18 protein-coding genes and 1 tRNA gene are annotated in these 17718 nt (G+C 71.4%); 8 read left to right on the top strand and 11 right to left on the bottom strand.

The window, feature by feature from the left end; translation table 11 throughout:
* Window positions 1-14: 14 nt before the first annotated feature.
* The 7 genes from FHS88_RS13930 to FHS88_RS13900 all read right to left on the bottom strand — a co-directional run bounded on the left by FHS88_RS13930 (window position 15) and on the right by FHS88_RS13900 (window position 5623).
* Window positions 15-824 (bottom strand): aspartate dehydrogenase, encoded by an 810-nt coding sequence (locus FHS88_RS13930; RefSeq protein ID WP_184485687.1) that lies wholly within the window; start codon window positions 822-824, stop codon window positions 15-17.
* A gap of 57 nt (window positions 825-881) precedes the next feature.
* Complete coding sequence (cynS, locus tag FHS88_RS13925; protein ID WP_184485685.1) at window positions 882-1364, bottom strand: cyanase; 483 nt, start codon at window positions 1362-1364, stop codon at window positions 882-884.
* Window positions 1365-1396: 32 nt separating this feature from the next.
* Entirely contained in the window at window positions 1397-2335 is a 939-nt protein-coding gene (locus FHS88_RS13920; RefSeq protein ID WP_184485683.1) for an ABC transporter ATP-binding protein, read from the bottom strand.
* A 4-nt stretch (window positions 2336-2339) separates the two neighbouring features.
* Window positions 2340-3188 (bottom strand): nitrate ABC transporter permease, encoded by an 849-nt coding sequence (ntrB, locus tag FHS88_RS13915; RefSeq protein ID WP_184485681.1) that lies wholly within the window; start codon window positions 3186-3188, stop codon window positions 2340-2342.
* Between the two features lie 3 nt (window positions 3189-3191).
* On the bottom strand, window positions 3192-4559 hold the full coding sequence (locus tag FHS88_RS13910) for a CmpA/NrtA family ABC transporter substrate-binding protein (protein ID WP_184485678.1): 1368 nt from the start codon (window positions 4557-4559) through the stop codon (window positions 3192-3194).
* Window positions 4560-4695: 136 nt separating this feature from the next.
* Window positions 4696-5481, bottom strand: coding sequence for an SDR family NAD(P)-dependent oxidoreductase (locus tag FHS88_RS13905; protein WP_184485677.1), 786 nt, complete (start codon window positions 5479-5481; stop codon window positions 4696-4698).
* Window positions 5482-5547: 66 nt separating this feature from the next.
* Window positions 5548-5623, bottom strand: a tRNA-His gene (locus FHS88_RS13900).
* 139 nt (window positions 5624-5762) lie between these two features.
* Here FHS88_RS13900 and FHS88_RS13895 point away from each other — a divergent pair.
* A complete protein-coding gene (locus FHS88_RS13895; RefSeq protein WP_184485675.1) occupies window positions 5763-6992 on the top strand; it encodes an MFS transporter in 1230 nt (409 codons plus the stop codon).
* Between the two features lie 85 nt (window positions 6993-7077).
* Entirely contained in the window at window positions 7078-7722 is a 645-nt protein-coding gene (locus FHS88_RS13890; RefSeq protein WP_184485673.1) for an aspartate/glutamate racemase family protein, read from the top strand.
* A gap of 140 nt (window positions 7723-7862) precedes the next feature.
* On the opposite strand, the gene FHS88_RS13885 is transcribed toward FHS88_RS13890, so the two are convergent.
* Window positions 7863-8996: a M48 family metallopeptidase gene (locus tag FHS88_RS13885; RefSeq protein WP_184485671.1), complete on the bottom strand. Its 1134-nt coding sequence runs from the start codon at window positions 8994-8996 to the stop codon at window positions 7863-7865.
* A gap of 18 nt (window positions 8997-9014) precedes the next feature.
* Complete coding sequence (locus tag FHS88_RS13880; protein WP_184485669.1) at window positions 9015-9581, bottom strand: LemA family protein; 567 nt, start codon at window positions 9579-9581, stop codon at window positions 9015-9017.
* A 412-nt stretch (window positions 9582-9993) separates the two neighbouring features.
* Here FHS88_RS13880 and FHS88_RS13875 point away from each other — a divergent pair, with 412 nt between their 5' ends.
* The 5 genes from FHS88_RS13875 to FHS88_RS13855 all read left to right on the top strand — a co-directional run bounded on the left by FHS88_RS13875 (window position 9994) and on the right by FHS88_RS13855 (window position 14663).
* Window positions 9994-10521 (top strand): TadE/TadG family type IV pilus assembly protein, encoded by a 528-nt coding sequence (locus FHS88_RS13875; RefSeq protein WP_184485667.1) that lies wholly within the window; start codon window positions 9994-9996, stop codon window positions 10519-10521.
* A 7-nt stretch (window positions 10522-10528) separates the two neighbouring features.
* Window positions 10529-11158 carry a TadE/TadG family type IV pilus assembly protein gene (locus FHS88_RS13870; RefSeq protein ID WP_184485665.1) on the top strand — a complete coding sequence of 210 codons (630 nt, stop codon included), beginning with the start codon at window positions 10529-10531 and terminating at the stop codon, window positions 11156-11158.
* Window positions 11155-13041, top strand: a complete 1887-nt coding sequence (locus FHS88_RS13865) for a pilus assembly protein TadG-related protein (protein WP_184485663.1) — start codon at window positions 11155-11157, stop codon at window positions 13039-13041. The genes FHS88_RS13870 and FHS88_RS13865 overlap by 4 nt, the downstream gene beginning before the upstream one ends.
* A 112-nt stretch (window positions 13042-13153) precedes the next feature.
* Entirely contained in the window at window positions 13154-14080 is a 927-nt protein-coding gene (locus FHS88_RS13860) for a M91 family zinc metallopeptidase (protein WP_184485661.1), read from the top strand.
* Window positions 14081-14096: 16 nt separating this feature from the next.
* Window positions 14097-14663 (top strand): hypothetical protein, encoded by a 567-nt coding sequence (locus FHS88_RS13855; RefSeq protein WP_184485659.1) that lies wholly within the window; start codon window positions 14097-14099, stop codon window positions 14661-14663.
* Between the two features lie 85 nt (window positions 14664-14748).
* On the opposite strand, the gene FHS88_RS13850 is transcribed toward FHS88_RS13855, so the two are convergent.
* Together FHS88_RS13850 and FHS88_RS13845 are read right to left on the bottom strand one after the other, a co-directional pair.
* Window positions 14749-16098, bottom strand: a complete 1350-nt coding sequence (locus tag FHS88_RS13850; protein ID WP_338146570.1) for an ATP-binding protein — start codon at window positions 16096-16098, stop codon at window positions 14749-14751.
* Window positions 16091-16807 carry a response regulator gene (locus FHS88_RS13845; RefSeq protein ID WP_184485657.1) on the bottom strand — a complete coding sequence of 239 codons (717 nt, stop codon included), beginning with the start codon at window positions 16805-16807 and terminating at the stop codon, window positions 16091-16093. The genes FHS88_RS13850 and FHS88_RS13845 overlap by 8 nt, the downstream gene beginning before the upstream one ends.
* Window positions 16808-16929: 122 nt before the next feature.
* Between FHS88_RS13845 and FHS88_RS13840 the strand changes: the two genes are divergently transcribed.
* Entirely contained in the window at window positions 16930-17676 is a 747-nt protein-coding gene (locus FHS88_RS13840) for a DNA-3-methyladenine glycosylase family protein (protein ID WP_272872826.1), read from the top strand.
* The last annotated feature ends 42 nt before the right edge of the window (window positions 17677-17718 follow it).

Genomic DNA, 17718 nt, shown 5'->3' with positions numbered 1-17718 from the left:
GCGCGGCGGCCGCGCTAGGAACCCACCTTCAGCGTGCTGGTCAGCCCGCGCAGGCACGCCAGGATGGACAGCGGCGTGATCCGGCCCGTGCGCGGATTCTCCTCGGAGGGCACGTTCTCGATGGTCATGGTCAGGCGCGCGGCGGCGGCCTCGACGCGGATGGTGTGCTGGTTGCGGGTCTGGGCGGGGTCGGCCCAGATCTCGACCATGGTGCGCTCGGGGCCGATGCCGGCGAGCGCCAGGGCTGCCGCGACATTCACATTGGCCGGGAACCCCTGCGCCGCGTCGAAGGCATTGCCCTTGAAGACGCGCGTCGGCGTGGTGATGGCGAGCACGTCGATCGCGTTCTGCCTGAGATAGGGCGCACCCTCCAGGCCGCGCGGCGGCTTGCGGGTTTCGATGGTGACGCTCTCGACCTCGCCTTCCGCCGCCGCGCGCACGGCGTCGAGGCCGAGCAGCGCGCCGGTCGGCACCACGATGCGAGCGCCGGTTTCGCGCGCGCGCTCCACCAGGTGCATGCGCGGCAGCAGCGCGCCGACCGAGGAAGGCACGAAGATGCGCCCGGCCTCGATCGCGGCGGTGGCGATCTCCTCGAAGGCGGCGGCCGGGGCGGCTTCCACCACCACGTCGCAGGCAGCGAGTTCGGGGTTGGAAACCACCATCGGCGGCTGCCGGAAGCCGCCGACATTGGCCTGCGCCTTCTTGAGATCCCGCGCCGAGACCGCGGCGAGCCGCAGCCCCTGCACCCCCGCATCGAGAGCGCGCGCGAGATGCAGCCCGATCGCCCCGAGCCCCGCGATGCCGACCGTCAGTTCCTGCGCCATGCGCCCCTCCCGCGATGAGGCGAGCGCGTTACCACGGCCGGCGGCGCGGGCGAAGCCTCACTCCTCCTTGAAGCCGTAGGCGGGGATGCCCTGCTCGTTGCCGTAGTACTTGTAGGGCAGGAACTTGCCGGTCATCTCGATCTTCACGCGGTCGCCCTTCTCGTGCGCCATGCGCTCGAAGCGGAAGTCGAAGTCGATGGCGGACATGATGCCATCCCCGAACTCCTCCTCGATCAGCGCCTTCCAGGCCGGGCCGTTGACCATGACCATCTCGTAGAAGCGGTAGATCAGCGGGTCGGTGGGCGGCATGGGGGTGCCGCGATAGGGCACCTCGTTGAGCATGCGCTCCTCGGCCTCGCTCAGCCCGAACAGGGCGGCGGCCTTCTTCGCCAGCGGCTTGACCAGCTTCATCTGGCCAAGCAGCGCGCCGACGATCAGCGTGTCCGACACGCCGCCGATCTCGTCGCTGATGTGGCGCCAGCTCCAGCCCTTCTCGCGCTTTATGTCGAGGATCTTCTCGGTCAGTTGCGCGCGCGTCATCGGCGTTCGTCTCCTTGCCTGGATGGTCGGGTTCATTCCGCCGCGAGCGGCGGCGGCGGGCTCTCGATCGCCGGGCGCACCTCGGGCACGGCGCGCGGCGCCCAGCCCGCGGGCGGGGCGGCGGCGTCGAAGGCCGCCGAGCGGCTGATCAGGAAGTCGAGCACGTGGTCGCGCAGCGCGTGGTAGCCCGGCATGTGGTGCAGGTTCGCCCGCGTGCGCGGCCGCGGCAGGGTGTTCACCACGACCTCGGCGATGCGCGCGCCGGGGCCGTTCGACATCAGCAGGATGCGGTCGGCGAGAAGGATCGCCTCGTCCACGTCATGCGTGATCATGAAGGCGGTCTGCCGCGTCTCGGTGACCAGGCGCGAAACCTCGTCCTGCAGCGAGCCGCGCGTCAGCGCATCGAGCGCGCTGAAGGGCTCGTCCATCAGCATCATCTTGGGCTCGAGCGCGAGCGCGCGGGCGATGCCCACGCGCTGCTTCATCCCGCCCGAGAGCTCCGCCGGGCGCCGGTCGAGCGCGTGGCCGAGGCCGACGCGCTTCAGCGCCTCGCGCGCCGCCGCCTCGCACTGGGCGCGCGACCAGCCCCGGTGCCGGCAGGAGAGCGCGAAGGCCACATTGCCGGTCGCCGTCATCCAGGGCATCAGCGCATGGCCCTGGAAGATCACAGCGCGGTCGAGCGAGGGGCCCGTGATCTCCGCCCCGTCCACGATGACGGCACCCTCCGTGGGGCCTTCGAGGCCGGCGAGGATGTTGAGAATCGTCGTCTTGCCGCAGCCCGAATGACCGACGAGGCAGACGAACTCCCCGCGCTCGATGCCGAACCAGACATCCTCGAAGATGGTGGTGGCGCCGTAGCGGCGGGCGATGCCCTCGACGCTGACATAGGCATGGCGCGCGCGGGCCGCGGGCCGGCCGGCCTGCGCCTCGGCATCCACCGCACGCGGGGGGGAGGCAGCGGTCGCGTTCATCGGCCTATTCCCGCCACGCCACGGCATGCGCCACGAGGCCGAGCAGCCGGTCGAGCGCGAGGCCGACCACGCCGATCATCAGGATGGCGATGACGATGTCGGCGATCGAGAGGTTGTTCCACTGGTTCCACACCCAGTAGCCGATGCCCGTGCCGCCCACGAGCATCTCGGCGGCCACGATCACGAGCCAGGCGATGCCGATGGAGATGCGCATGCCCGTCAGGATGGTCGGCGCGGCGGCGGGCAGGATGACGCGCGTGGCCGTCTTCCACGTCCCCGCCTCCAGCGTGCGCGCCACGTTGAGCCATTCGCGCCGCACGCTCGCCACGCCGAAGGCGGTGTTGAGCAGCATCGGCCAGACCGAGCAGATGAAGATGACGAAGATCGAGGAGACCGCGCTGTCCTTGATGGTGTAGAGCGCGAGCGGCATCCAGGCGAGCGGGCTGACCGGCCGCAGCACCTGGATGAAGGGGTTGAGCGCGGCGTTGAGCAGCGGCGACATGCCGATCAGGAAGCCGAGCGGGATCGCCACCAGCGCCGCGAGCCCGAAGCCCGCGCCGACGCGCAGCAGGGAATAGGCGATCTGCACGCCGATGCCCTGGTCGTTGGTGCCGCGCACGTAGAAGGGATCGGACAGCAGCTCGAGGAGCCGCGCCCCGATGGCCGCGGGCCCCGGCATCGGCGTGGTGCCGCCCTGCGCGGCGGCCTGGCCGAGCAGCGCGGCATATTCGGGATCGAGCGCCGCACCGCCGCCCGCGCGCGGCATGACCGCGAGCTCCCAGGCGATGAGCGCGGCGGCGAGCAGCAGCAGCGAGAGCGCAGCCGCCCGCCAGAAGGGAACCTCGCTGGCCATGGCTCAGGCGCGGACCGCGCGCTCGGTCCAGGGGGAGGGATTCGCCGGGTCGAAGGCGCGGCCCATGATGGTCTCGGTCCGCAGCGGGCTCGCCGGCACGGGGAGGCCGAGATCGCGCATCGCGCGGCCGGCATCCAGCGCAAGGAAGGTCTGCGCGGCCACCTCCGCGTAGTCCACCTCGCGCTGCAACTGGCCCCAGCGGCGCATCTGGGTGAGGATCCACATGGCCATGGAGTGCCAGGGGAAGGGGTCGAAGCCGATGCGGTCGGGAACGCGCTGCACGCGCCCGAGCCCGTCGGCGAAGGTGCCGGTGAGCACCTGCTCGACGACCGTGGGGGGCTGGTTGAGGTAGTTCTGCCCGGCGATGGCCTGCGCCACCTCGCGCCGGTTCTCGGCCTTCTGGGAATAGGCGGTGGCCTCGACGATCGCGCGCAGCAGGGCGGCGAAGGTGTTGGGCGTGTCGGTGATCATGCCGCGCGGCACGGCGAAGGCGCAGCAGGGATGCCCGTCCCACAATTCCCTGGTCAGGATGTGGATGAAGCCCACGCCGTCGAACACCGCGCGCTGGTTGAAGGGGTCGGGGCCCAGGAAGCCGTCGATGTTGTCGGCGCGCAGGTTGGCGACCATCTCGGGCGGAGGGACGGCGCGGATCTGGATGTCGCGGTCGGGGTCGAGCCCATGCTCGGCCACGTAGTGCCGCAGCAGGTAGTTGTGGATCGAGAAGTCGAAGGGCACGGCGAAGCGGAAGCCGCGCCAGTCGCGCGGGTTGCGCTTGTCGCGGTGCTTGTTGGCGAGCGTGATGGCCTGGCCGTTGATGTTCTCGATCGCCGCCACAGCGAAGGGCTGCGGCTGGCCGACGCCGACGCCGAGCGACATGGCGAGCGGCATCGGCGCCAGCATGTGCGCGGCGTCGTATTCGCGCGCGATGGCGCGGTCGCGGATCACCGCCCAGCCGGCGGTGCGGATCACCTCCACGTTCAGCCCGTGGCGCGAATAGAAGTTCATCGGATGCGCCATGATGATGGGCGTGGCGCAGGTGATGGGGATGAAGCCGATCCTGAGGTCGCGCTTCTCCGGCGCGCCGGCGGCCTGGGCGAGCGCCTCGCGCGCGGTGGCGAGCGGGAAGACGCTCTCGATCGCGGCCATCACCGTGCCGGCGCCGAACAGGCGCAGCAGCGCGCGGCGCGTCGCATCCTCGGGGAAGACGGCCTTCATGACCGCGACTTCGGCCGCCTCGCCCAGCGCGCCGGTGCCGTCGGCGGGCGGGGCGGCCTCGGCCGTGCAGGCGAGGCCGGGGGCGTGGTCGCGCCCGCAGGGGCAGGCGTCGAGCCGGCTGTCGGCCGAGAAGGGATCCTGGAAGATGCGCGCCATTCATGCCTCCCGCTCGCCGGCGGATCGGGCCGGCGGGGGTCTGGCTAGCAAGGCGCGTGCCGCCCAACGAAGCGGCAGGAGCGGCGAGGCGTCGCGCCCGGCCGCTTAAATATTGGCCATATTGCCTATACGATGCTCAGACGACCGGGCTCGCCCCGCCATCCACATTGATGGCGGTGCCGGTGACATAGCCGCCCTGATCGCTCGCGAGCAGCAGCGCGAGCGCGGCGAACTCCTCGGCCTTGCCGATGCGCCCGAGCGGGACCGCCCTGCCCTGCTCGGCCTTCCACTCCTCCCAGGTGATGTTGCGCTTGTCGGCGGCGTGCCGGCGCACCCACTGGTCGCTCTCGATGATGCCGACGAGCATGGCGTTCACCAGCACGTTGTGGGGCGCGAACTCGTTCGCCAGCGCCTTGGTCAGCGCCATGCCCGCGGCACGGCTGACGGAGGTCGGCGTTGACCCGGCCTTGGGCGCCTTCGCGCCGATGTTCAGCACGTTGATGATCCGCCCCCAGCGGCGGTCCCGCATGCCCGGCAGGGCGAGGCGGCAGAGGCGTATGGCGGCGAAGAGCTTGAGGTCGAGGTCGTCCTGCCACAGCGCGTCGCTGACCGAGAGGAACTCCCCCCGCTGCGAGGTGCCGGCATTGTTGACCAGGATGTCCACCTGCCCGAGCGCCCGCACCGCGCCGTTGAAGGCCTGCTCGCAGCCTGCCGCGGTGCGGATGTCGGCGGCGATGGCCGCGACCTTCGCCGTCGGCGCGGCGTCGCGGATCTCGGCCTCGGCGGCGGCGAGCGCCTCGGCGCCGCGGGCGACCAGCGCGACATGCCCGCCCGCCTGGGCGAAGGCCTTGGCCATGGCGAGGCCGAGTCCCTTGGAGCCGCCGGTGATCAGCGCGGCACGGCCGTTGAGTGCAATCTGCATGGATGTTCCCCCTCAGGATGCGCCGCATCCTGCCGGGAACGGCGGAACACGCAAGGAAAGGGGGGGTGGGGCGACCAACGGGACTCGAACCCGTGACATCCAGGACCACAACCTGGCGCTCTACCGACTGAGCTATGGCCGCCACCGGAGGCGCGGGGAATAGGGCCGCCGGCCGGGTGCCGTCAACCGCGCCGCGCGCGCGCATGGCAGCAATGCGGCCCCGTCCCCGTTGCCCGCACCGGCGCGCGGGACGACATTGACCGCGATCAAGGGAGTCCGCGATGAGCGCCTCGACCCAAGCCGGCCGCGCGGTCCTGCCCGCGGCGATCCTGATCGCCTGCGGCGTCGCGGCGGCCATGCTCGCGATGGGGCTGAGGCAGTCCTTCGGGCTGTTCCTCGCGCCGATGACGGCCGCCCATGCCTGGACCGCCTCGGGCTTCGCCTTCGCCATCGCGCTGCAGGTGCTGCTCAACGGCGCCTCGCAGCCGCTGGTCGGCCAGCTCGCGGACCGCTTCGGGGGGCGGCGGGTCATCATCGGGGGCGCGCTGCTCTATGCCGCGGGCATCCTCGGCATGGCCTTCTCCGAGGGGCTCGCCCTCTTCACCTTCTTCGCGGGGCTCGTGATGGGGGTCGCGGTCTCGGCGGCGGGGATGCCCGTCATCATTGCCTCGCTGACGCGCCTCCTGCCCGAGGAGAAGCGGGGCCGGGCGGTCGGGCTCGGCACGGCGGGCTCCTCGGCGGGGCAGTTCCTGGTGGTGCCGCTCGCGGGGCTCGGGATCTCGGGCTTCGGCTGGCAATGGGCGCTGATCGCCATGGCGGTGGCGGCGCTGGTGATGATCCCGCTTGCCTGGCCGCTGAACGACAAGCCCGCGCCGGTCGCCGCCGACGCGCCTGCGGCGGAGAGCGAGACCGCCCGCGCCGCCCTCTCGCGCGCCTTCCGCGACACGTCCTTATGGTGCCTGTTCTTCGGCTTCTTCGTCTGCGGGCTGCACGTCTCCTTTCTCACGGTGCACCTGCCGGGCTTCGTGCATTCCTGCGGGCTGCCGCTCTATGTCGGGGCGGGGGCGATCTCGCTGATCGGGCTGTTCAACATCGCGGGCTCGCTGATCTCGGGCGAACTCACCCAGCGCTGGAGGCGGCGGGAACTGCTGGTGGCGATCTACGCCTCGCGCGGGGTGCTGATGGCCGGCTTCATGCTGGTGGAAAAGACGACGGCGAGCGTGATGGTCTTCTCCGCCCTGATGGGCATCCTGTGGCTGTCCACCGTGCCGCCGACCGTCGCGCTCTGCGCGCGCAACTGGGGCACGCGCTGGCTCGCGACCATCTTCGGGCTGGTCTTCCTCGGCCACCAGATCGGCGGCTTCACCGGCGCCTTCCTCGGCGGCGTGGTGTTCGACCGCACCGGCTCCTACGACCTGATGTGGGTGATCGGCATCCTCGCCGCGGCCTTCGCGGCGCTGATCCACCTGCCGGTGCGCGACGGGCCGCGGGCGGTTCCCGCAACGGCCTGAGGGCGGAGCCGCCCGCGCGCCGGCGGGCTTGCCCGGGCGGCGGGGGCGGTCCATGACCCTCGCCGAGCCATTCAGAGGAGCGGCCATGAGCGCAGCCCGGCGCATCGCCCTGATCCACGCCCTCAGGCATTCTCCGCCGCCGATCGAGGCCGCCTTCGCGCGGCTCTGGCCGGGCCAGGTGCTGATGAACCTGATGGATGACAGCCTCTCGGCCGACCTCGCGCGCGAGGGCGCGCTGACGCCGCGCATGACCGAGCGGTTCCTCACGCTCGCGCGCTATGCCGCGGGCACCGGGGCGGATGCGATCCTCTTCACCTGCTCCGCCTTCGGCCCCTGCATCGAGGCCTGCGCGCGGGACCTCGCGCCGATGCCCGTGCTCAAGCCGAACGAGGCGATGATCGAGAAGGCGGTGACCAAGGGGAAGCGCATCGGCCTGCTCGTGACCTTCCCCGGCACCATCCCCTCCATGACGCCGGAATTCCCGCCCGGCATCACGGTGGTGCCCAAGGTCGCCGAGGGTGGCCTCGCCGCGCTCGATGCCGGCGATGTCGAGGCGCATGACCGGCTGGCCGCGGAGGCGGCGAAGGACCTTGCGGATTGCGATGCGATCGCGCTCGGGCAGTTCAGCCTCGCGCGGGCGAAGCCGCTGGTGGAGGCGGCGACCGGCAGGCCGGTGCTGACCACGCCGGACAGCGCGGTGCTGAAGCTGCGGCGGCTGCTCGGGGGCTGATGCCAGCGGGCGAGGGGTTTGACCTTTCGCCCGCCGGTATCGCGCGCGGGCCTGGAGGGGCGGCCGCGCGCGGAACCAGATCCCGATGCCCGGCGGACAAAGGGCGATCCTTTGTCCGCAAGGTCTGAGGGCGGCGCGGCTCAGCCGCGCGGCCCCCAGGGGGACTTGCCGCTGCCCTCGCTGCGCGCCGGCCCCTGCCACCAGGGCGCGGCGGCGCCGGCGGCGGGCCGGGGGGCGACCTGGATGGTGTCGTCGCTCGCCTCCTGCCGCGCCCAGGCGGGGGTCTCGGTCGGCTGCGGCGCGCGCTCGATGCGCCCCGGGTCGCGCCCGCCCGCCATCTTCACGAGCATCGCCACCCGCTGCTCGATCGGCGGATGCGTCGCCATCAGCGAGGAGAGGGCGTTGTCCGTGGAATCCTCGAGGAACAGGGCGCGCACCTGGGGCGAGACCTCGGGCATGTCGGCATTGCCCTCGACCTTGCGCAGCGCGGAGATCATCGCATCCGGGTCGGAGGTCAGTTCCACCGCCCCGGCATCGGCCAGGAACTCCCGGTTCCGCGACAGCGCCATGCGCAGCACCATCGAGAGCAGCCAGGCCGCGGCGATGACCAGGACGCCGATGAGCGCGGCAAGCCCGCCGCTGCGCGAGGAACCGTGGCTGCGCCAGGTGCCGCCGGACCGCGCGGCCCGCCGCCCGCGCGTCATCATGTCGAAGCCGAGCGAGATGATGCCGACAAAGACCGCCGCAATCAGGCCGAGCCGCGCATCGCCGTTGCGGATATGGGCGAGCTCGTGCGCCAGCACCGCCTGCAACTCGCGGTCGTCGAGGTTGTCCATCAGCCCGCGCGTGACGGTCACGGCGCCCTTGTCGCGCGTCAGGCCCGAGGCATAGGCGTTCATCGCCGGGGTCTCGATGACGGCGAGCCGCGGCATGCGCATCCCGCGGGAGATGCAGAGGTTCTCGAGCAGGTTCCACAGCCGCGGCTCCTCCTGCCGCGTGACCGGCCGCGCGCCCGTCGCCCAGTCGAGGATGCGGTTGTGCGCCGCCCAGGCGATGGCGAACCATACCAGCGCCACGACGCAGCAGACGAGGTAGATCCAGGGCAGGGCGCGTATGGCGTCGCGGAAGGCGCGGCCGAGATCCTGCTGCTCGGCCCCGATGATCAGGGCGAGGCCGAGCGCGGTCAGCGCCAGCAGCAGCGGGAAGCCCGCCAGCAGCAGCATGGAGCGCCAGGCGGTGTTCCAGGCATGGGTGCGCAGGCCGAAGGCCTGCATCGCGGCGCCCCCTGCCCTTTACGAGAAGCGGACCTGCGGCGTCGCCTGGACGGCGGCGCGCTCGGCCTCGGGCAACTCGAAGAAGCCGCGCTGCTGGAAGCCGAGCGCGCGGGCGAAGAAGACCGCCGGCACGCTCTCGGTCATGGCGTTGTATTCGGCCACCGAGGAATTGTAGAAGCGCCGCGCCGCGGCGATCTTGTTCTCGATGTCCGAGAGCTCGGACTGCAGCGCGAGGAAGTTCTGGTTGGCCTTGAGGTCCGGATAGGCCTCGGCCAGGGCGAAGAGACGGCCGAGCGCGGCGCCGAGCGCGCCTTCGGCCGGCCCGGCCGCCGCCGGGCCCTGGGCCTGGGCGCTGACCGCGTTGTTGCGCGCCTGGATCACCGCATCGAGCGTCTGGCGCTCATGCGCGGCATAGCCCTTCACGGTCTCGACAAGGTTCGGGATCAGGTCATGGCGCTGCTTGAGCTGGACATCCACGTCCGACCAGGACTGGCCCGTCACCTGCCGCAGCGTGACCAGCCGGTTGTAGATCACGACCAGCCAGACGACGAGCAGCACGACGATTCCGAGGATGACCCATTCCATGCAGCGCATCTCCCTGTTTCGGTGCGGCCAGGAAAGGAGGCTATCGCAATCGGCGGATGCGGGGAAATGGCGACGGGGCCGGCGGCGCGCCGGGGATGCAGGCGCCGGAGCCACCGATCCGCAACCATGGCGCGCTTTTGCCACCGAAACATACAACATCGATCGCAAACGCGGGGCCGCAATATACTGAAAATTGCAATTCGTCCAACAAAACGGACGCCCCGAGACGCCGGCGGTTGCTCCCACGCGGATCGCGCATCCCATTTTACTTGCTTTCTCGACGCGCGCGACCTATCAGCGGATCGCGAATTCGTGTCTGGCGGGATAGGCTCAAATATTGGAATTTGAGCGCCTGACGAACACCTTCGCTGCTGGCCCGACCGGGGCCCGGTTCCGCCGCAGGATGCGCCGCATGAGAGCCTTCTTCCGAAACCGCCGCAGCCCGCTCGGCCGCAGGGGCGCGCTCGCCTCCGAATTCGCGATCATCGCCATCCCGTTCTTCATCACTGTCATCGCGACCATCGAGGCCGCGTGGCAGCTCGCGACCGGCATGGCGCTCGACCACGCCGCGCTGCGCGCGAGCCGCTATGGCGTGACCGGATCGAACTCGCCGCCCGCCCTCGTCATCCAGGGCCAGCAGAGCGTGCCGACCTGCCGGTCGCAGAACATCGCCTGGATGATCACCCGCAGCACCGGCGGCATGCTGACGCCCTCGAACCTCACGGTCGAGACCCGCACCTGGTCCGGCGTGAGCGGCGCCGAGCAGGGCACGGGCTCTCCTGGCGCGGGTGCTGCAGGCCAGATCGTCTCCTACCGGCTGACCTATCGGCAGCCTTTCGTGACCGGCATCGTCGCGGCCAATCTCTGGGGCGGCACCGAGTTCACGCACACCGCCTTCCTCATCGTCAAGAACGAGCCCTTCGAGAATGCGACCTGCTAGCCCCTTGATGCGGCTCGCGCGGATCGGCCGCCGCGGCTGGGTCGCGGCCGAATTCGCGCTGATCGCCCCGGCCTTCTTCCTGATCGCGCTCGGCACGGCGGACCTGATCCGCCTGTTCCGCGCGCAGCTGCGGACGGAAACCATCGCGGTGCAGATCGGCCAGATCGTCTCCCAATGCACGCGCATCACCACACCGGGGGACGTGAACCAGTTCTGGACCCACGCCAACCGGATCGCGGGCGGCATCGTGGACATCAGCAGCCCGACCGGCGGCGCGGTCGTCATCAGCGCGGTGGGGCGGAACACGGCGACCAACCCGGCCTCGAACCGCCTCGCCTGGCAGATCAGGACGGGCAATACCTCCTTCGTCCCGAGCGTCGGCACCACGCCGGGCGGCACCGCGACGATCACGCACAACATCCCCGGCGTCACGCCCTTCGTGGTGCCGGCGAACCAGACCGTCTTCGTCACCGAAGTTTTCGCGATCGTGCAGCCCTGGCCGCTCAGCGCCGGGCTGATCGGCACCGCGCTGCCGGCCACGATCGGGGCCAAGACCCTGTTCCTGACGCGCGCGCGAGACCCGCAGAGCCTTCAGACGGCGCCGACCAACAGCCCCACGGCGGAGTGCACGGCATGAGCAAGCCCCGCAAGCCGACCGGCCTCCTGGGCCGGCGCGAGGAACGCGGCGCCATCGCCGCGCTGAGCGCGATCGTGATGATCGCGGTGATCGGCTCGGCCGGCCTCGCGGTGGACCTCTCCCGCATCTGGCTGCTCTCGGCGCGGCTCAAGACCGCGGTGGACGCATCGAGCCTCGTCGCCGCGCGCACCATCGACAGCCCGACGCGGGATGCCGACACGCGCGCGCTGTTCTGGGCCAACATGACGCGCAACGGCACGCAGCAGAACTACGTGCTGTCGCAGATCCCGAACGCAAGCGCGACGCCGGTGATCGAGCGCGTGAGCGACACGCGCATCCGCGTCTCGGCCAGCGCGACCATCCCGACGACGCTGTTCAGCATCATCAGCCCCGGCACGACGCAGATGTTCGAGACGACCCTCGCCGAACGCGAGGGCTCGGGCCTCGAACTCGCCATCGTGCTCGACCAGACGGCGTCCATGCGGCAGTCGGCACCCGGCTTCACCTCGAAGCTCGCCGCGGCGCAGAACGCCGCGCGGACCATGCTCGACATCCTCTACGGGACGGACGACACGCGGCGGAACCTCTGGGTCTCGGTCGTGCCCTTCTCGCGCACGATCAGCTTCGGTCCCAACAACACGAGCTTCCTGAACACCGCGGGCCTGCCACCGGACTGGAACGTCAACAACTGGAGCGGCTGCGTCGAGGCGCGGCGCGACGGCAACGACATCACCGACATCTCGCCCGCCACGATCGACGGCCGCTTCCGGCCCTATTTCGACCAGAGCACCTATCGCCGCGTCGGCTTCGTGCTGCTGCAGAGCGGCTCCGCCGTGACCGGGACGACGCTGACCAACATCATCTCCCAGACGCGCAACCAGACGCAGTTCGCCACCCAGACGGCGGTGCCCGCGCGGAACATCGATGGCGTCGACCATTCCGGCTACACGGTGCCGCTGACGGTCGGCGCCAATGCCTGCACCACGGCCAACGCCTACACGCCGATCAACGTCAACCTCTTCGCCACGGCGGCGGCCACAACCACGACCGCCTACACGGTCGCCTTCTGCCGCGGCGACAACGACTTCATGAACCCGAACGGGCTGAGCACCACGACCTCCGACGGGCTCCGCTACAATCCGGAATTCGCCTACCTCCGCAATGCGGGCATGGGCCCCGTCGGCAACCTCGCCACCTCCTCGGCGGGCCCGAACCGGCTCTGCACCATGAACCAGATCCTGCCCCTGACCGCGAGCCGCGCGACGGTGCAGGCCGCGATCGACGCCATCCAGGCGCCGATCCGCTCGGGCGGCACAACCACGCCGGTCGGCATGCAGGGTGCCTGGTACACGCTCAGCCCGCAATGGCAGAACTGGTGGCCGAACATCGCGACCAATGGCGGGGCGCTCGGCGCGCTGCCGCTCGCCTACAATACGCGCAACATGAACAAGGCCGTCGTGCTGCTCTCGGACGGCGACAACAACTGGCAGGGCTTCTATACCTCCACGCAGGTGCGCGGCTCGCCCACCGGGACGGAGCTTCTCTACAACGCCTATGGCCGCGTGGCCGACTGGAACGCAAACTTCCCCTCGCTCCCGATCAGCCCGGTCAACCAGACCAACGCCGATGCGCGGCTCGACACGCGCTTCGTCGCGATCTGCCAGGCGATGAAGGGCACGGCGAGCACCAACCCCAACGACCACCGCATCCGCATCTACGTCGTCGGCTTCGAAGTGGCGAACTCCACCCATCGCACGCTGCTGCAGAACTGCGCGAGCGGGACGTCCGACCCCTACTACTTCGAGGCGCCTTCCGCCTCCGCCCTGCAGGGCGCCTTCAGCCAGATCGCGAATGCGCTGACGCAGCTGCGCCTTGTCGAATAGGCGGGGCTGAAACGCTTCACCCCGCGCGCGGCAAGGCGCGCGGGGTCATTCCCCGGCTGCGGCGCAGCGGCTATCCTCGACCACCGATGAGGGCGCCGAGGACATCCGGGCCATGACCAGCTTCCCCGCAGCGCGCGTGACGGACATGCATCTCTGCCCCATGGCCAGCCCGGCGGTGCCGCCGGTGCCCCATGTCGGCGGGCCGATCCTGCCGCCCTGCGCGCCGACGGTTCTGATCGGTTCGCTCTTCTCCGCGCGCATCCTCGACATGGCGATGTGCGTGGGCCCGCCGGACGCCATCGCGCAGGGTGCCGCGACGGTGCTGGTGATGAACATGCCGGCCTCGCGCATCCTCGACAGCACCTCCCATGGCGGCAAGATCATCATGGGCTGCTTTACGGTGCTGATCGGCGGCAAGACGGCCACGATCAAGGTGGACCCGAACGCGGACCCCGCCTTCCTGGCGCAGCTGCGCGCCGCGCTCGCGCAGATCTTCAGCACACCCTCGGGCCGCGAATGGCTCAGGCAGATGAGCGAGACGGGGCGGGAGATCACGATCCTGCAGGGCGGCCCCGGCGCCAACTTCGCCACCCCCGCCAACTCCGCCGACGCCAGCAACGGCACCGGCACCAACACCACGGTCACCTGGGATCCGAACACCACCTCCCTCGGCGGCTATTCGCCCGCCGTCTCGAACTGCGGCAGCGATGTCATCCTCTTCCACGAGATGGTGCATGGGCTGCACAACGCACAGGGCAACGGGATGAAGGGACCCTACGAGACCTTCCCCGGGCAGAGCGGCGGCAGCTTCCGGGAGGAGGAGCGCAAGACGGTCGGCACCAGCCCCAATGTCCCGCAGCCGGGCGGCGGCACGCGGCCCGTGCAGCAGGCGGGGCCGCCCGTCTCCAACGCGCCGGCCGGGCAGCAGGTGGACTACAGCCGCGACGTGCCGACCGAGAACAGCTACCGTCGCGACAAGGGCCTGCCCGACCGGCCCTCCTACTACCCCAGCAACTGGCCCGGCGGCCCGCCCTGGTGATCAGGACCTCCCGCAGATGAGCGAGAACGACCCGCAACTCGGCTTCAGGGTGGAGGCGGTCGCCCGCGACTACCACCTCCACATCCGCTACAGCGTGCGCAATGACGGCGTGCGCGACGTCTATCTGCTGAACCGGCTGTTCCGGAACGCGCCGCCCGCCTTCGGGCCGGACATCGCCTATGTCGAGTTCGACCGGCCGGATCGCGTCGTGCTCGTCTCGAAGCGCATCGCCCCCGTGCCGCCGGGGATGAGCCCCACCGCCCTCGTCGCGCCCTATGTCACGCCCGTGCGGGTGCGCGAGACCTTCACCGAGACCTTCAAGCTCGCCCTGCCGCTGCGCGTCATCCTGGAATACGGGCTGTCCCAGCGCCCGCTGCCGCCCGAGCAGGAGCGCATCACCGAATACCGCGGCATGCGCTTCCGCCTCGCCTATTACTGGCGCGACGACGGGGTGACGGAGACGCCGGCCGTCGCCTTCGACCAGCCGGTCATCATCCCCGGGAACTTCCCGCGCTTCCCGCCGATCCTCGAACTCGTCTCGCCGGTCGTGCCGGTGCCACTGCCGGTCATCGAGCCGCCCTGAGCGCAGCGCCTCACGGCGGGCGGGCACGGGGGAGCCCGCCGCCCGCCGCGCAACCGGCCACGCCGTGCCCGCGCGGCCGGCGCCCTCAGCCCGGCAGGCTCGCCACCGCGGTCAGCCCGCCGCCCGGGCGGTTGCGCAGCACCACGTCCCCGCCATGCGCGCGCAGGATGTTGCGCGCGATGGTCAGGCCGAGGCCGGTGCCGCCGGTCTCGCGGTTGCGGCTCTCCTCCAGGCGCTGGAAGGGCTGGAACACGCGCTCGATCTCGGCCTCGGCTATGCCCGGCCCGTCATCCTCGATCTCGAGCCGCACCATGCCGCCCTCGCCGGTCGAAAGCCTCAGCCGCGCCGCGCCGCCATAGGTCAGCGCATTGCTCACGAGGTTGGCGAGCGCGCGCTTGAGCGCCACCGGCCGCGCGCGGGCGGTGAGCCGCTCGGGCCCTTCATAGGTGATCTTCTCGGCCAGTTCGGGGCGCGCATCGGCGGCCTCGTCCACCACCGTGCGGCACAGCGCAGCGATGTCGATGGGCGAGGCCGGCTCGGCCGCCGCGTCGTCGCGCGCGAAGGCCATGGTGGCCGAGATCATCTGCTCCATCTCGTCGAGGTCCGCGAGCATCTTCCGCCGCTGCTCGTCGTCGTCCATGAACTCGGCGCGCAGGCGCAGCCGGGTGATGGGCGTGCGCAGGTCGTGGCCGATCGCGGCCAGCATCTGGGTGCGGTCGGCGACGAAGCGGCGGATGCGCTCGGCCATCTGGTTGAAGGCGCGCGCGGCGGTGGCGACCTCCGAGGGCCCGGCCTCGTCGAGCGGCGGGGCGTTGACGTCGCGGCCCAGCCGGTCGGCCGCGGCGGCGAGCAGCCGCACCGGGCGCATCAGCCGCCGCACCGCCCACAGGATGAGCAGGATCGCCGCCCCGGTCATGACCAGGAAGGCGGCGAGGAAGGTCGCCGAATGCCAGGGCCGCGGCGGGGGCATCTGCACGCGCAGGTTCAGCCATTCGCCGTCCGGCAGGCGCAGCGAGGCCTGGAAGCCGCCGCCCGGCCGGTTGGGACCGAGCCGCACCTCCCGCGGGCGCAGCCGCGGCGGGCCGGAACTGAGCGCATCGAGGCGGAACAGCCGGATCATCTCCGGCGGCGGGGGCGGGCCACCCTGGCGGACCAGCGGCGTGCGGGAGATCTCGGCCTGGATCGCGTCCGGCAGGTCGAGATCCGCGAGCATCTGCTCCCGCCGGTCGGGGGGCGAGAGCACCGCCGCCCGCCAGGCCGAGAAGGCGCGGCCGGCGATCTCGCGCGCATGGATCCAGCGCTGGAGGTCCACGCGGTCGAGCGCATGGATGGTCAGCCCCGCGGCCTGCACGGCCATCAACGCGACCACCAGCCAGAAGGCCGTGCGGCCGCCGAGGGTCGCAGGCAGCCAGGTGCGGCGCCGCGCCTCAGCCACGTTCGACCGTCGCCGCCAGCACGTAGCCGCCGCCGCGCACGGTCTTGATCAGCGTCGGGTTGCGCCCGTCATCCTCGAGCTTGCGGCGCAGGCGCGAGACCGCGACATCGATCGCCCGGTCGAAGGGCCCGGCCTGACGGCCGCGCAGGATGTCCATCAGCATGTCGCGCGTCAGCACGCGGTTGGGGCGTTCCACCAGCACCTGCAGCAGCTCGTATTCGCCGCCCGTCAGTGAGACCTCGGCGCCATCGGGGTTGAGCAGCCGCCGCCGCGCGGGCTCGAGCGTCCAGCCGGCGAAGCGGATCACCTTGGCGGGCGGCTCCTTGCTCGGCCCCTCCCCGTTCGCGCGGCGCAGCACGGCGCGGATGCGCGCGAGCAGCTCGCGCGGGTTGAAGGGCTTGGCCACGTAGTCGTCGGCGCCGAGTTCGAGGCCGACGATCCGGTCCGTCTCCTCCCCCATGGCGGTGAGGATGACGATGGGCACCTCGGACTGGCTGCGCAGCCAGCGCGCGAAGTCGAGCCCCGGCTCCCCCGGCATCATCAGGTCCAGCACGACGAGGTGGTAGCGGCCGAGCGGCCAGAGCTTGCGCGCCTCCCGCGCGTCGCGCGCGGCGGTGACGCGCATCCCCTGCTTCTCGAGGAAGCGGGAGAGGAGGTCGCGGATCTCGCGATCGTCGTCCACAACGAGGATGTGCGGGGCGGGCTCCATGCCCTGTTACAATAGGATGGCCGCAGGCCGGTTCACGAGGCGCGCGCGTTTCTTTCGGTAACGGCGGCCCGGGCTGTTGCGCTCCGTTGCAATCCGGGGCGCGAGGGGGCTTCGTGGCGGGCATGCAGCCACCATCTCCAGGGCGAAGGGCCGCCGCACGCAACCTCCCCCGCGGGGGCGGCCCAAGGGCGGCGGGGGCAGCCGCTTCACTTCCCCACGCCTCCGCCGCCCACCCCCCTCCCCCCGAATGGGCGCGCGAGGGCATCGCGGAACTCACGCGGCTCGATCCCGATTTCGCGCGCATCGAGCCGCAGGCCGGCCCCCTGCCGTGGCGCCGGCGCGACCCCGGCTTTCCCGGCCTGCTGCGCACGATCTGCGGCCAGATGATCTCGAACCAGGCGGCCGCGGCGATCTGGGGCAGGCTTTCCGCGCTGCCCGGCATCCTGCATCCCGAGGGGCTGCTCGCGACAAGCGACGAGGCGCTGCGCGGGGCCGGTCTGTCCCGGCCCAAGGTCGCGCATGTCCGCGCGCTCGCCGCCGCGGTGGCGGAGGGCAGGCTCGACCTCGGCGCCCTGCGCGACGCGCCGGATGCCGAGGCGGTGGCGGCGCTCTCCGCGATCCCCGGCCTCGGGCCCTGGACGGCGCAGGTCCATCTGCTGTTCGGCTTCGAGCGGCCCGACATCTTCCCCGCCGGCGACATCGCGCTGGCGGCGGGGCTTGCGCATCTCAAGGGCCTCGTGGAGCGCCCAAAGCCGCGGGCGCTGGCGGCGATGGCCGAGGGCTGGGCGCCCCGGCGGTCCCTTGCGGCGCGGCTGCTCTGGCACCACTGGCGGCATGTCACGGGGCGGCCGGCGGGCGAGGCCGCCTGAGCCGGGACCGGAAGCCTCGCGGAAAGGCGGACTCGGCGTCGC

Source organism: Neoroseomonas alkaliterrae, assembly GCF_014199195.1.
Taxonomy (GTDB): Bacteria; Pseudomonadota; Alphaproteobacteria; order Acetobacterales; family Acetobacteraceae; genus Neoroseomonas; species Neoroseomonas alkaliterrae.
This window is presented reverse-complemented; position numbering and strand designations above follow the sequence as displayed.